This window comes from Streptomyces sp. NPDC104371 (genome assembly GCF_055583785.1).
This window is the reverse complement of sequence record NZ_JBVJNF010000005.1, coordinates 514,111-528,976: the sequence shown is the minus strand read 5'-3', so window position 1 is coordinate 528,976 and position 14,866 is coordinate 514,111. Positions and strand designations below refer to the sequence as shown.

Below are 14,866 nucleotides of genomic sequence, written 5' to 3'. Positions count from 1 at the left end.
CCCCCCTCACCTGGCACCACCCCACCCCCACCACCCACACCCCCCACACACCACCCCCCACCTACCCCTTCCAACACACCACCCACTGGCTCAACGCCAAGGGACAGGACCTCGATCTGGCGGGTGCCGGGCTGCGGGCGGCGCAGCATCCGTTCCTCAACGCCGCCGTGGAGCTGCCGGCCGCCGACGGGGTGGCGCTCACCGGGCGCCTGTCGTTGGAGGACCATCCCTGGCTCGCGGACCACGCGGTCGCCGGGACCGTCCTGCTGCCGGGTACCGCGTTCGTCGACATGGCGCTGCGGCTGGCCGACGAGGTGCGGTGCGACCGGGTGGAGGAACTCACGCTGCACGCCCCGCTGGTGCTCGTACCGGGGCAGGCCGTGCAGTTGCGGGCCGAGGCCACGCGGGCGGACGACACGGGCCGGCACCGTATGACCGTGCACGCCCGCACCTCCGGCGGCGACACGCCGTGGACGGTGCACGCCTCGGGCACGCTGGTGCCCGCCGACGAGACCGACGGCGCCGATCTCGGGATCTGGCCGCCGGAGGGCGCGCGGCCGGTGGACGTCTCCGGGCTGTACGACACGTTCCGGGACGCGGGGTATGCGTACGGGCCGGTGTTCGCCGGGCTCACGGCCGCCTGGCGGCGCGAGGACGAGGTGTTCGCGGAGGTGACCCTGGACCCGGACCGGCACGCGGACGGCTTCGGTCTGCATCCGGCGCTGCTCGACGCGGCGTTGCACGGGTTCCGGCTGGGCGGTCTGGTCCCGGACGACGGTCGGGTGTGGCTGCCCTTCGCGTGGCGTGATGTGCGGCTGAACGCCACGGGTGCGACGGCCCTGCGGGTGTCGCTGTCACCGGCCGGACCGGACGCGATGTCCGTCACCGTGGCCGATCCCACCGGGGCCCAGGTCGCCTCCGCGGGCACGCTGGTCTTCCGCCCGGTGGACGCCGCCGGGCTGGCCCGGCCGGGGGCGGACTCCCTCTACCGCGTCGCCTGGACAGAGCGGGCGCTGCCCGAGCAGGTGTGCGCGCCGGTGCTGGTGGGCGACGACGTGCTGGGCCTGCCGGGCTCGGCTGTCGCGGGCCGCTATGCCGATCTGGCGGCGCTGACCGACGCGTTGGCGTGCGGGGCGGCCGTTCCGGACACGGTGGTCGTGCAGTGTGCGGGCGGGGTCTCGACGTCACCGGCCGCCGACGCACGGGAGTTGACCGCGGAGGTGCTCGCGCTCGTTCAGAGCTGGCTGACGGACGAACGGCTGGCCGGGTCGCGGCTCGTGGTGCTGACGCGGGGCGCGACGGGTCCCGATGTCCATGATCTGGTGGCCGCTCCGCTGTCCGGGCTGCTGGGCTCGGCGCAGACGGAGAACCCGGGCAGGTTCCTGCTGGTCGACGTCGATGACGACACGCGGTCGGCGGACGCGCTGTCGGCGGCGCTCACCCTGGACGAGCCGCGGGTGGCGCTGCGGGAGGGGACCGTACGGGTGCCCCGGCTGACCCGCGTCTCCCCCGGCGACCTGCTCACGCCGCCCGCGGCCGGTCCGTGGCGGCTGGGCTCCTCCGGTCAACAGACGCTGGAAGCCCTGGAGTTGCTCCCGGACGGCCGGGCGGAGCGTGCGCTCGGCGCGGACGAGGTACGGATCGCGGTACGGGCGCTGGGCCTCAACTTCCGTGATGTGCTGATCACGTTGGGCATGTATCCGGGTGCCGCGGAGACCGGCGCCGAGGGCGCGGGCGTGGTCGTGGAGGTGGGCTCCGCGGTGACCGCGGTGGCGTCCGGCGACCGGGTCATGGGCGTGCTGCCCGGTGTGTTCGGGACCACCGCGGTCGTGGATCACCGGCTCGTGGTGCGGATACCGGACGGCTGGAGCTTCGAGCAGGGAGCCGCGGTACCGGTCGCCTTCGCCACCGCCTTCTACGGTCTGCGGGAGCTGGCCGGTCTGCGCGAGGGCGAGTCGGTCCTGGTGCACGCGGCGGCCGGCGGTGTCGGCATGGCCGCCGTCCAACTCGCCCAGGCGCTGGGCGCGGAGGTCTTCGGCACGGCGAGTGCGGGCAAGTGGGACGTGCTGCGCGCGAGCGGTCTGGACGACGCGCACATCGCCTCGTCGCGGGACGTGGAGTTCGCGGACCGCTTCCTGACGGCGACCGAGGGGCAGGGCGTCGATGTCGTACTGAACAGTCTCGCCCGGGAGTTCGTGGACGCGTCCCTGCGACTGCTGCCGCACGGCGGCCGGTTCGTGGAGATGGGCAAGACGGATCTGCGGGACACCGACGCGCTGGCCCGTGAGCATGCCGGGGTCGGCTACCGGCCGTTCGACCTGATCGCGGTGACCGCCGAGGAGCCGGACCTGATCCAGCGGATCCTCACCGAGGTCGTGGCCCTGTTCGACGCGGGCCGCCTCACTCATCTGCCGTCGCGTTCCTGGGACATCCGCCGGGCCCCCGAGGCGCTGCGGTTCCTCAGCCAGGCCCGGCACATCGGCAAGATCGTGCTGACGGTGCCGGTGGCCTGGGACCCCGAGGGTACGGTCCTGGTGACCGGCGGGACCGGCACGCTCGGCGGTCTGCTGGCCCGGCATCTGGTCACCGAACACGGCGTCCGGCACCTGCTGTTGACCAGTCGGCGCGGTGCGGACGCGGACGGAGTCACCGAGCTGGTCGAGGAGTTGACCGGGCTGGGCGCCCGGGTCGAGGTCGTGGCCTGCGACGCCGCGGTCCGCGAGGACCTGGCCGCGCTGCTGGCCACCGTTCCGGCGGAGCACCGGCTGACCGCCGTGGTGCACGCGGCCGGTGTGCTGGACGACGGCGTGGTGGCGACGCTGACGCCCGATCAGCTCGCGGCGGCGTTGCGGCCGAAGGTGGACGCCGCGTGGAACCTGCACGAACTCACCTCTGATCTGGCCGCGTTCGTGATGTTCTCGTCGGTCGCCGCCGTCCTGGGCAACGCGGGCCAGGGCAACTACGCGGCGGCCAACGCGTTCCTCGACGCGCTCGCCGCGCACCGCCGCGAACTCGGGCTGCCCGCGGTGTCGTTGGCGTGGGGGTTCTGGGAGCAGCGCAGCGGGATGACCGACGAGCTGGCGGGCGCCGATGTGGCCCGTATGGCGCGCTCCGGTCTGCTGCCCCTGCCCACGGACGAAGGGCTGGCCCTGTTCGACGCCGCGCTCACCCGGGACGAGGCGGCGCTCGTGCCCGCGCGTATCGACACCGCGGCCCGGCCCGGCTCCGCCCGGCCCGCCGTACTGTCCGGGCTGCTCCGTGCGCCCGCCCGGCGCGGCGCGGCGGTCGGTAGCGCCCCGGAGGGCGGTCCGAGCCTGGCGCAGCGGCTGACGGCGCTGGACGAGGCGGAGCAGCAGCGGCTGTTGACGGAGCTGGTCCGCTCGCACGCGGCGGTGGTGCTCGGGCACGCCGACGCCTCCGCGATCCGATTCGACGGCGCGTTCCGGGAGTTGGGCTTCGACTCCCTGTCGGCGGTCGAGCTGCGCAACCGGCTGAACGAGGCGACGGGGCTCAGGCTGCCCAGCACGGTGGTGTTCGACCATCCGAGCCCGGCGGAGCTGCAACGGCATCTGCGCGAGGAGTTGCTCGGCACGGCGCCCGCCGTGGTGGAGCCCGTCCGTGCCTCCGTACCCGCGGCCCGTACCACGGCGGACGACCCGATCGTGGTCGTCGGCTTCGGCTGCCGCCTGCCGGGGGACGTCTCCTCGCCGGAGGAGTTCTGGGAGCTGCTCGCCGAAGGCCGGGATGTCGTAGGGGAGTTGCCGGACAACCGGGGCTGGGACCTGGCGGGCATCTTCGATCCCGACCCGTCGCAGTCCGGCAAGACGTACACCCGGTCCGGTGCGTTCCTGCGTGAACCGGGCGGGTTCGACGCCGAGTTCTTCGGTATCTCGCCCCGTGAGGCGCTTGCCATGGACCCGCAGCAGCGGGTGCTGCTGGAGACGGCGTGGCAGGCGCTGGAGCATTCCGGTGTCGACCCGACGACGCTGCGCGGCACGGACACGGGTGTGTTCGTCGGCGCGATCGCGCAGGAGTACGGCTCGGCCATGCACCAGCCGCCGGAGGGTCTCGACGGCATGCTGCTCACCGGCCGGACCACGAGCGTGATCTCCGGTCGTGTGTCCTATCTGCTGGGCCTGCAAGGGCCCGCGGTCACGGTGGACACGGCGTGTTCCTCGGGTCTGGTGGCCGTGCACGAGGCCGCCGGGGCGCTGCGGAACGGTGAGTGCGCCATGGCGTTGGCCGGTGGTGTGTCGGTGCTGGCCTCGCCGGGTCTGTTCATGGAGTTCTCGCGGCAGCGCGGGTTGGCGCCGGACGGCCGCTGCCGCGCGTTCGCCGCGGACGCGGACGGAACCGGCTGGGCGGAGGGGGCGGCCGTGGTCGTCCTGGAGCGGCTGTCGGACGCCGTGGCCCGCGGCCATCGGATCCGGGGTGTCCTCGCCGGTTCGGCGGTCAATCAGGACGGTGCCTCCAACGGGCTCACGGCTCCTTCGGGGCTCGCGCAGCAGCGGGTGATCGACCGGGCCCTGGCGCATGCCGGGTTGACGCCCGACGACGTCGACGCGGTCGAGGCGCACGGCACCGGCACGACGCTGGGCGACCCGATCGAGGCGAACGCCCTGGCGACCGCGTACGGGCGGCACCGGGCCGCCGAACGGCCGCTCGTGCTGGGCTCGGTGAAGTCCAACCTCGGTCACGCGCAGGCCGCGGCCGGTCCGATCGGTCTGGTCAAGATGCTGCTGGCGCTGGAGCACGAGCAGTTGCCGGCCACGCTGCACGCGGAGGTCCCGACTCCGCACGTGGAGTGGGAGACGAGCGGTCTGGACCTGCTCACGAAGGCGCGGCCGTGGCAGCGCGGCGACCGGCCGCGCCGGGCGGGCATCTCCTCGTTCGGGATCAGCGGCACCAACGCCCATCTGATCCTTCAGGAGCCGCCCGCCGTCGAGCCGGTGACGGGCGAGGAGGACGACGGTCTGCCGTCGGGTCCGACCGCGCTCGCGCTGTCGGCACGCAGCCCTGAAGCGGTGGCGGAGGCGGCACGGCGGTTGGCCGACCATGTCACCGCTCATCCCGAGGAGCCGCTGGCCCAGGTGGGGGCGGCACTGGCGGCCCGTACCGTGTTCGAGCACCGGGCCGTGGTGCTGGCCGAGGACCGGGAGCAGGCCGTCGCCGCGCTGACCGCGTTGGCGCAGGGCACACCCGACGCCGCGGTCGTCACCGGCAGCGCGCGGACCGGCTCCGAGGAGGACGCGGGGAAGGTCGTGTTCGTCTTCCCCGGTCAGGGCGCGCAGTGGGCGGGCATGGCCGCGTCCCTGTGGCGTGAAGTACCCGCGTTCCGGGACCGGTTGGAGGAGTGCCTGAACGCGATCTCCGCCTACACGGACCGGGCGCCGCGGATCCGTGAACTGCTGCTGACCGAAGACCCCGAGGGGATGGACCGGGGCCTGCTGGTCGACACGGAGGTGGTCCAGCCCGCGCTGCTGGCCATGATGATCGCGCTCGCGGAGCTGTGGCGGGCCCATGGTGTGGCCCCGGACGCGGTGGTCGGGCACTCGCAGGGCGAGGTCGCCGCCGCCTGTGTCGCCGGGGCGCTGAGCCTGGACGACGCGGCGCGGATCGTGGTGCTGCGCAGCCAGTTGCTGGCCGGACTCGACGGCAGCGGCGGGATGCTGTCGGTGGCGCTGCCCGCCGAGCGGGTCGCGGAGCTGCTGAGCCCCTGGGCGGAGGCGCTGTGCGTGGGCATCGCCAACAGCCCGACGTCCACGGTCGTGACCGGCGCGACGGCCGCCCTGGAGGAGTTCCGCGCGAGTCTGCCCGAGGACGTACGGTCGCGGCTGATCCCGGTGTCGTACGCCTCGCACTCCCCGCATGTCGAGGGGCTCCGGGACGACCTGCTGCGGCTGCTCGACGGGATCGCGCCGAAGTCCGGCGGTACGCCGCTGTACTCCACGGTGACCGCGCGTCCCGAGGACCCGGCGACGCTGGACGCCGCGTACTGGTACCGCAACCTGCGCAACCCCGTGGAGTTCGAGGCGACGGTGACGCGGCTGCTCGAGGACGGGCACACGCGCTTCGTCGAGTGCTCGCCGCACCCGGTGCTGACCACGGTGCTCGCGGAGACCGTCGACGCGCACGGCACGGTCGCGGCGCATCTCACCCCGAGCGTGCACCGCGAACGGGGCGGGTACCGCGCGTTCCTGGGCACCGCCGCGGCCCTGCACACCACCGCGCTGCCGGTGCGCTGGCCGCACCCCGCGCCCGGTGAGCACCTCGCCGTACCGCCGACGTACCCGTTCCAGCACCGGACGTACTGGCTGCCGCCTTCCTCGGGCGTGGGCCGGGTGTCCGGGGCCGGTCTGGACGACACCGCGCACGCGTTCCTGAAGGCCGAGGTCGATGTGCCCGGCTCGGCGGAGGTGCTGCTCACGGGTGCGGTCTCGCGGGCCGAGCACAACTGGCTGGCGGACCACCGGATCGACGGGCGGCTGCTGCTGCCGTCCTCGGCGCTGGTCGAGATGGCGCTGCGCGCCGGTGATCTCGCCGGGCTGAGCAGGATCGGCAAGTTGACCGTGGAGGCCCCGCTGGAGCTCCCGGAGCGGGGCGCGATCCAGCTCCGGGTCGTCGTACCGGAGGGTGACGCGTCCGGGGTACGGCCGGTGCGGATCTACGGGCGGCCCGAGGACCAGGGCAGTCGGGCGCCGTGGACCTGCCATGCGGTGGGGACGCTGACGGCCGACGACGACACGTCTGCCACCGCCGCGGCGGTCGAGACCTGGCCGCCCGCCGGAGCGGAAGCGGTGCCGGGCGAGGAGATCTACGCGGGGCTGCGGGCGGCCGGTCACGCCTACGGGCCGTCGTTCGCCCTGGTCACCGCGGCCTGGCGGCGCGGCGAGGAGGTCTTCGCGGAGGTGCGGCTGCCCGCCGACCGCGCGGGTGACGCGTTCGCTCTGCATCCGGCGCTACTGGACGCCGCGCTGCATGTCCTGCCGGACGCGGGCGCAAAGTCGCCGACTGTGTGGCGGGATGTGTCGCTGCACGCCACGGGCGCCACGGTGCTACGGGTCGCGCTGCGCGCGGACGGCCCGGCCGTACTGGCGGACGCGACGGGCGCGTTGGTGCTGCGGGCCGGTGCCGTGGAGCGGCGTCCCGTGTCCGGGCGTCCGGCGAGCGGCATCACCCGGCACGGTCTCTTCCAGGTCGGCTGGAGCGAATCCGGGGCCAGGGCGGCGGCACCGGCGCACTGGGCGCTGCTGGGCTCCGACGCGTTGAACGCGCGGTCCGGACTCATGTCCGTACGGACCTACTCCGAGGCCCATGAGGACCTGCCCGCGCTGGCCGCCCATGTGGACGGGGGCGCCCAGGTACCCGATGTGATCGTGCTGACCTGCGCCTCCGCGGCCTCCGTCGCGGTGGACGAGGCCGTGCGGGAGCAGACCCGGACGGTCCTCGCCACGATCCAGGGCTGGCTGGCCGACCCCCGCCTGGACGGGACACGGTTGGTGGTACTGAGCCGGGGCGCGACCGACGCGCTGGATGTTCCCCACGACCTGGCGGCAAGTGCCGTGTGGGGGCTGGTCCGTTCGGCCCAGAACGAGAACCCGGGGCGGATCGTGCTCGTGGACACCGACGGCTCCAAGGCGTCCTGGCGTGCCCTGCCCAAGATCGTCGCCGCGGCCGAGCCGCAGGTGGCGCTGCGCCGGGGCGTCGTACGGGTGCCCCGGCTGCGGCGGGCCGAACCGACCGAGGGCGCACCGGCGTTGGCCGCGGACGGCACGGTGCTGATCACCGGCGGTACGGGCACGCTCGGCGCGCTGGTGGCCCGGCATCTGGTGACCGAGGCCGGGGTGCGGCGGCTGGTGCTGACGAGCAGGCGCGGTACGGCGGCCCCCGGAGCAGCGGAACTCATCGCGGAACTCGAGGGGTTGGGTGCCGAGGCGACCGTAGCCCAGGTCGATGTCGCCGAACGGGAGGCGCTCGCCGGGCTGTTGGCGGGGATCCCCGCCGCGCATCCGCTGACCGCGGTGGTGCACACGGCGGGTGTGTTGGACGACGGGATCGTGCCCTCGCTGACGCCGGAGCGGCTGGACGCCGTGCTGCGTCCCAAGGTCACGGGCGCGCTGAACCTGCACGAGCTGACCCGGGACACCGAGTTGGCCGCCTTCGTCCTGTTCTCCTCGTTCGCCGGGGTCATCGGGGCGGCGGGCCAGGCCAACTACGCCGCGGCCAACGCCTTCCTGGACGGTCTGGCCCGGCAGCGCCGCGGCGAGGGGCTGCCCGCGGTGTCCGTGGCCTGGGGGCTGTGGGCGGAGACCAGCGGCATGACGGCGGGGCTGGACGACGCCGGTCTGTCGACCCAGGAGATCGCGGAGTTCTCCGCGGCCGAGGGGCTGGAGCTGTTCGGCGCGGCGCTCGGCGGCCCGGCCGAGACGGTGGCCGCCCGGCTGGCGTTCCCGCGCCTCGAACAGCAGGCAGTGACCGGTGAACTTCAGCCGTTGCTACGGGAGTTGGTGCGCGGACGGTTCCGCAGGACGGCGGGCAGCACACCCGTGGAACGCGCGGACCTGCGCCACCGGCTCGCGTCGCTGGACGAGGAGGAGCGCGACCGGATGCTGCTGGGGCTGGTCCTGGACAGCATCACGGAGGTGCTGGGGCACGACTCGTCCCGGGCGATCCGCCCGGACCAGCGGCTGCGCGACCTCGGCTTCGACTCGTTGCTCGCGCTGAAGATGCGCAACCGGCTGGCCGCGGCCACGGAACTGCGGCTCCAGCCCGCGGTGGTGTTCGACCACGGCACGCCCGAAGCCCTGGCCGGCCATCTCAAGCACGCGCTGCTCGACTACTGAACCGCTCGACGGACTCGACGGACTCGACGGGGCAACTGACCGGCTGACCAACTGATCGGAGAACACGGCAATGCGTACGGAAGGTGTCTTCCTGGACTCGGTCGGGGTCTTCCTGCCCGAGTGGGCGAGCGCGGAACAGGCGGTCGCGGACGGCCTGTACGACGAGGAGGTCTGGAAGGTCTCCGGCATGACCGGCACCCATGTCGCCGGAGAGACCCCGGCGTTGGACATGGCCGTCTCGGCGGCAAGGACCGCACTGGAGCGCTCGTCGCTGGACCCCGAGGCGATCGAGTGCCTGGTGCACAGCGGGATCTACTACCAGGGCCCGGAGGGCTCCTACCCGCCCGGCTACATCCTGCGCGAGCTGGACCTGGAGGACGCGGCGTCCCTCTATCTGCGGCAGGGGTGCAACGGCATGCTCACCGCCCTGGAGACGGCGGTGGGCCGGATGACGGGGGCGGCGGGCGCCGAGGCCGTCCTGCTGACGACGGCCCAGAACTTCAGCAGCCCCTCGGTGAACCGCTGGAACGACTTCGGCCAGACGTACGTACTGTCCGACGGCGGGGCGGCGGTGCTGGTGGGCGAGAGCGGCTTCGCCGAGCTGCGTTCCATCAACTCGGGCACGCTGCCGAAGCTGGAGCGCTGGCACCGGGGACAGGAGCCGCTGGTGCCCTCCGGTGACGCGGGCGCGATGGGGTTCAACGTGAACGAGCGCTTCGACTGGTTCAACGAGAACGAGATGTCCCTGGCGGACACGCTGGAGAGCCTGACCGAGTTCGGGGCCGGCATCATGCGCCGCTCCCTCGTCGACGCGGGCCTGAACGCGGCGGATCTGGCCCGGGTGATCCCCATCAACCTGGACGGCCGGATGGTGGAGTTCTCGGTGATGGCGCCGCTGGGGCTGCCGATGTCCCGGTCGAGCTGGGACTTCGGCCGGACGGTCGGGCATGTGGGCGCGGCCGATCCCGTCATCTCCCTGGAGCATCTGCTGTGTACGGGGGAGCTGTCCCCCGGCGACCATGTGCTGCTCACCTCGCAGGGGCCCGGCTGGATCTGCTCGGCGTGCGTGCTCACGATCCGCGAGGTGCCTGACTGGGCGCGCTGACCTGCGCTGATTGCCCATCAGGACGCTTGTCTCTCCTCCACGTCGGGGAGTCCGTGGCCTTGGCGTAGGCACCTTCGGGACGAATTTCGGGACACTGACCCAGATCTGCCATTGACAAACTTGGGTCAGTGTCCCAAATTTGAGGGAGGCACACTTCGGTGCGCCGTCCGACCCGACTCGTCCCCTGCTCATCAAGGAAGGGAGGCAGCAGGCATGCGCTCGTGGCGCGGCAATCCGTGGGCGGTTCTCCTCACCGTGGCCCTCGGCTTCTTCATGACCCTGCTCGACCTGACCATCGTCAACATTGCGCTGCCGAACCTGATCGACGACTTCGACGCGTCCCTCGACACCGCGTTATGGATCGTCAACGCCTACGCCCTCGCGCTGGCCACCCTGCTGATCACGGCGGGCCGCCTCGGCGACCTCAAGGGCCCGCGCACGCTGTACGTCCTGGGCATCCTCCTCTTCACCGCGGCGAGCCTCGCCTGCGCGCTGTCGCAGAACGGCGCGGAGCTGATCGCCGCCCGCGCGGTCCAGGGAATCGGTGCGGCGCTGCTGGTCCCGCAGACGATGACCCTGATCATGGCGACGTTCCCCGCCGACCGCCGGGGCACCGCGCTCGGCGTCTGGGGTGCCGTCGGCGGCGTGGCCACCATCGCGGGACCGACCCTCGGCGGGTTCCTCGTGCACACGCTCGACTGGCGCTGGATCTTCCTCGTCAACGTGCCCATCGGCGTGATCGTCCTGATCCTCAGCTTCATCACGATCCCCGACATGCGGCCAGGCCGTTCCCACCAGTTCGACCTCACCGGCGTGGCCCTGGCGACCGCCGCCCTGTTCTGTATCGCCTTCGCGCTCAACGAGGGCGAGCGCTTCGACTGGAACGGCGGCATCTGGACGCTGCTGGCCGGCGGAGTCGTCCTGCTCGGCGTCTTCGTGTGGCACCAGAAGAGCAGGCAGAGCGGAGAACCACTCGTACCGTTCGCGCTCTTCCGCGCCCGTAACTTCGCCGTCATGACGGTCATCGCGTCGATCATCGCGTTCGCCCTGATCGGCCTGATGGTGCCGCTGAACCTCTATCTCCAGTCCGGTCTCGGCATGTCCGCGCTGCGCGCCGGACTCGTCATGGCGCCCTCCTCCGCGGCGACCCTGCTCATCAGCCCGGTGGCGGGCAAGCTGTCGGACCGGATCGGCGGCAAGTGGCTCCTGCTGTTCGGTCTGCTGACCTTCGCGATCGGCCTGTATCTGACCGGAGCGGTCGCCGAGACGGACAGCCAGTGGCACACCTTCCTGCTTCCGATGATCGTCGTCGGGCTGGGCGCCGGCTGTCTGATGGCCCCGATGGCCACCGAGGCCATGCGCCATGTGCCGCCGCAGCTCGCCGGTGCGGCCTCCGGCATCAACAACACGGTCCGTCAGATCGGTTCGGTGGTGGGCGCGGCGGCCGTCGGCGCGCTGATGCAGAACCGGCTCGCCGCGAACCTCCCGGACGAGGTCGCGCGGCAGGCGGCCACGCTGCCCGCCGAGCACCGCAAGGCGTTCCTCGAGGGCTTCCGGTCGGCCGCGGAGGGCGGCGTGCAGGCGGGCGGCGGCCGGTCCGACGCGGTCCATGTCGTGGTGGCGCACCTGCCGTCCGCGGTGCTGGCGCAGGCGACCCGGGTGGCCGAGTCGGTCTTCGGGCACAGCTTCCTGTCGATGATGCGGTCGGTGTTCTGGCTGCCCGTCGGCCTGCTGATCGTCGGCGCGCTAGTCTGCCTGACGGTCCGCGGGCGCGACTCCGCCACTCCGGCCCCGGCCGCACCGCGGCCGGAACCCGCGAGCCACTGAGCAAACGCGGCCCATAGCTCCACCTCCCGGTACATTCCCCCGGCCGGGAGGTGGTCGCCGCGTTCCGCCGTCCGGGCCGGTGCGGAACCCGGGGGAACGGCGCGATCGGAAGACTGCATGGTGAAGAACGTGGGGCTACGGGAGCTCAAGAAGCACAGGCTGCGCCAGACGCTGGAGCGCGAGGCGCTCGCGCTGTTCGCGGAGCAGGGATACGAAGCCACCACCGTCGAGCAGATCGCGGCCCGGTCGGAGATCTCCACGACGACGTTCTACCGCTACTACTCCTCCAAGGAGGACCTCGTCCTCTCGGGCGCCCTCGGGTATCAGGGCCTGGACTTCGCCTCTCCTCCCCCGCCGGGCGAGTCACTGGCCGACTCGGTCCGCACCCTCGTCGCCGGATTGCGGGCCGGTGGCACCGCCGATCCCGAGGAGCGCGCGGGACTGCTCGCCCGCTTCCAACTGATCGCCTCCGTCCCCGAGTTGCGCGCTCTGCACCAGCAGCGTACGCAGGAGAGCATCCAGCAGTTGGCCCAGCTCTTCTCCCGGGACGCCCGGCCCTCCCTGCGCACCAGGGTCGCGGCCGCCCTGGTGGGTGGCGCCGTGGCCGAGGCCCTCTACTACTGGGTCGAGCAGGACGGCGAGCCCGATCTGATCGGCCTGGTCGCCGAGGCCCTGGAGATGATCACTCCGGCCATCGAGTAGCCGTACGCCGACAGCCGGTGCCGACGGGACGATCAACCCCCGGCAGCCCGACAGCGGACATGCGGCACCCGCCGACCCGGACAGCGCGGTCGGCGGGTGCCCCCGTGTTCAGGCCCCGGCCTCGCCGAGGTACTTCGCCCAGGCCTCGATCGTGGGCTCGGCGGACAGGTCCCGGAAGCCCACGGTGCGGCCGGCCCTGCGCCACTCGTTGACGAGCTGCATCAAGTGCAGCGACTTCAGCCCGAGTTGGGCGAGGTTGGCGTCGTCGGCGATGTCCGCGGCGGAGATGTTCAGCAGCCCGGCGACGGTCTCGCGGAGCGACTCACGGGTCACCGGCGTCGTCGTAGGGGTATCGCTCATGGCATCCTCTCGATCTCGATGACGGCGCAGCCGACCTCCATGCCGACCGTGACGCTCACCAGGAGCACCCGGTCGCCGGGGCTCAACTCGCCGCGTTCCAGCAGGTGTTCCAGACCGGCGATCTGGTCCGTGCCCCCGGCGTGCCCCAGCCGCCGGGCGAACTCCCAGGTACTGCGCGCCTCGGGGATGCCGAGCGGTTCGAGGATGCCCTGGGTGACGTGCGGGTGCGCCACTCCGCTGGCGACGACCCGGGAGACGTCGGACAGGTCCAGCCCCGCGTCGTCCAGGGTGCTCTTGGCGGCGGCGACCACCAGATCGCCGAGGTGGAAGGTGGGCGGCGCGATCCCCTGGGCCCACTGCTCCTGCCAGTACTGGGCGCGCGCCTCGATGTCGAGCTTCCGGCCGACGGTGAGGCCGGGCGGGAACATCGGCTCACCGGCGCGGTGCAGGATCTCCGCCTCGGGCGCCGACACGTTCCCGACCGCGAGCAGCCGGGCGAAACCGGCCCTGCGGGACAGCACGACGGCCGAGCCGCCGTCGGCCAGCAGGTAGTGGGTGCTGGCCCGCCAGCGGTCGACGTTCGGCGTGCTGAAGTTGTCCGCCGCGGTCAGCAGGACGGCGGCGGGCTCCGGCAGCGAGGTCAGCAGACTCGCCGCCAGGCGCACCGATGTCAGCATCCCCAGGCAGCCCTGCCTGATCTCCAGCGCCATGACCGGCTGGTCGACGGTCTGGTGCAGGATGTAGTGGGCCGCCGACCAGCCCTCCGGGCCCTGGTGGTGGACCGGGCTGTGCAGCAGTCCCACGATCTCGTCGGGCCGGTGACCGGAGCGCTCGAGCGCCCGGCGGCCCGCCTCGACCGCCATGTCGGGGGCCGGCATGTCCCCGCCCACCGCCACCGAGAGCATGCCGCTGGTCTCCCGCTGGTCGGCGTCGTACCAGCCCTGTCGCACCGCCTCCTCGGTGGTGACGCGCTCCGGCAGGTGTGTCGCGATTCCGGCGAGGAAGATGTCCTCCACCCTCATTGGCAGCCTTCCTGGATATCAAGGGGTTCGACGAAGTACAGACGCGGCGCACAGACCGTACGGACACTGCGCGTACGCGGCGCGGACGGGCCGCGTCGGGGGTGGTCCACGGCCCGCCGGGCATCGTGTCAGCCAGGTCTTAGGCGGACCTTGCGGAATCCTTCAGACGCCGGTCCGGGCCGTGCGTCAGGCGTGGACGGCGAGCCGCTCGCGGACCACCCGGGCCACGCCCTCGAACTGCTCGGACAGATAGAAGTGGCCGCCGGGGAAGTACGTCACCTCGGCACCGGCGGTGGTGTGTTCGCCCCACGCCAGCGCCTCGGCGCGGGTGACATGGCTGTCGGTCTCGCCCACCAGCACCTCCGTCGGGCAGTCGACCACGGCGTCGGGCGGGCAGGTGTACGTCTCGATGGCCCGGTAGTCGCCGCGGATCACCGGCAGGACGAGGCTCAGCAGCTCCTCGTTGTCGAACACCCGGGTGTCCGTGCCGTCGAGCGAGCGGATCTCCTCGACCAGACCCGCGTCGTCCAGCAGATGAACCCGGTCGGGCCGGTACCGGCCGGGGGCCCGGCGCCCCGAGGCGAACAGCGCGACGGGCCGCACGCCCTGCCGCTCCAGACGCCGTACCACCTCGAACCCGACCACGGCGCCCATGCTGTGCCCGAACACGGCGAAGGGCTCGGACGTCCAGGGCGTCAGGGCGCGTACGATCCCGTCGGCGAGCGAGGCGACGTCGTCGGTCATCGGTTCGTCGCGGCGGTCCTGGCGGCCCGGATACTGGACGGCGAGGACCTCGATGTCCGGGTTCAGCGCCTTGGACAGCGCGTGGAACGCGGGTGCCGCGCCGCCCGCGTGCGGCAGGCAGAGCAGCCTCATACGGCGCTCGGGCGACGGGTGGAACCGGCGGATCCACAGGGAACTCCGCGCGTCGGCGGCGGACCCGCCTTGCTTCGTCTCGTTGATGTCGGTCACGGCACCGTCCTCGTGTGGGTCTTCCTAGCAACAGG

General features: G+C 72.7%; 7 protein-coding genes. 4 read left to right on the top strand and 3 right to left on the bottom strand.

The window, feature by feature from the left end:
• The first annotated feature begins 116 nt into the window (after positions 1-116).
• The 4 genes from ACZ60T_RS19270 (at position 117) to ACZ60T_RS19255 (ending at position 12,477) form a co-directional block, all read left to right on the top strand.
• Entirely contained in the window at positions 117-8,843 is an 8,727-nt protein-coding gene (locus ACZ60T_RS19270) for an SDR family NAD(P)-dependent oxidoreductase (RefSeq protein WP_469666976.1), read from the top strand.
• A gap of 70 nt (positions 8,844-8,913) precedes the next feature.
• Positions 8,914-9,948 carry a ketoacyl-ACP synthase III family protein gene (locus ACZ60T_RS19265; RefSeq protein ID WP_469666965.1) on the top strand — a complete coding sequence of 345 codons (1,035 nt, stop codon included), beginning with the start codon at positions 8,914-8,916 and terminating at the stop codon, positions 9,946-9,948.
• Between the two features lie 213 nt (positions 9,949-10,161).
• Positions 10,162-11,775 carry a DHA2 family efflux MFS transporter permease subunit gene (locus ACZ60T_RS19260; RefSeq protein WP_469666964.1) on the top strand — a complete coding sequence of 538 codons (1,614 nt, stop codon included), beginning with the start codon at positions 10,162-10,164 and terminating at the stop codon, positions 11,773-11,775.
• A gap of 117 nt (positions 11,776-11,892) precedes the next feature.
• Positions 11,893-12,477 carry a TetR/AcrR family transcriptional regulator gene (locus ACZ60T_RS19255; RefSeq protein WP_365623119.1) on the top strand — a complete coding sequence of 195 codons (585 nt, stop codon included), beginning with the start codon at positions 11,893-11,895 and terminating at the stop codon, positions 12,475-12,477.
• Positions 12,478-12,585: 108 nt separating this feature from the next.
• Here ACZ60T_RS19255 and ACZ60T_RS19250 read toward each other — a convergent pair whose 3' ends face one another.
• The 3 genes from ACZ60T_RS19250 to ACZ60T_RS19240 form a co-directional block, all read right to left on the bottom strand.
• Positions 12,586-12,837 carry a phosphopantetheine-binding protein gene (locus ACZ60T_RS19250; protein ID WP_365623121.1) on the bottom strand — a complete coding sequence of 84 codons (252 nt, stop codon included), beginning with the start codon at positions 12,835-12,837 and terminating at the stop codon, positions 12,586-12,588.
• Positions 12,834-13,859: a ketoacyl-ACP synthase III family protein gene (locus ACZ60T_RS19245; protein WP_469666963.1), complete on the bottom strand. Its 1,026-nt coding sequence runs from the start codon at positions 13,857-13,859 to the stop codon at positions 12,834-12,836. Before ACZ60T_RS19245 ends, ACZ60T_RS19250 begins: the two co-directional genes overlap by 4 nt.
• A 186-nt stretch (positions 13,860-14,045) precedes the next feature.
• Positions 14,046-14,831 carry a thioesterase II family protein gene (locus tag ACZ60T_RS19240; RefSeq protein ID WP_469666962.1) on the bottom strand — a complete coding sequence of 262 codons (786 nt, stop codon included), beginning with the start codon at positions 14,829-14,831 and terminating at the stop codon, positions 14,046-14,048.
• Positions 14,832-14,866 lie beyond the last annotated feature (35 nt).

Bases quoted from the DNA above. Each gene is read 5' to 3' on its own strand.
- ACZ60T_RS19265 (WP_469666965.1), top strand. From the start codon at position 8,914: ATGCGTACGGAAGGTGTCTTCCTGGACTCGGTCGGGGTCTTCCTGCCC.
- ACZ60T_RS19260 (WP_469666964.1), top strand. From the start codon at position 10,162: ATGCGCTCGTGGCGCGGCAATCCGTGGGCGGTTCTCCTCACCGTGGCC.
- ACZ60T_RS19255 (WP_365623119.1), top strand. From the start codon at position 11,893: ATGGTGAAGAACGTGGGGCTACGGGAGCTCAAGAAGCACAGGCTGCGC.
- ACZ60T_RS19250 (WP_365623121.1), bottom strand. From the start codon at position 12,837: ATGAGCGATACCCCTACGACGACGCCGGTGACCCGTGAGTCGCTCCGC.
- ACZ60T_RS19245 (WP_469666963.1), bottom strand. From the start codon at position 13,859: ATGAGGGTGGAGGACATCTTCCTCGCCGGAATCGCGACACACCTGCCG.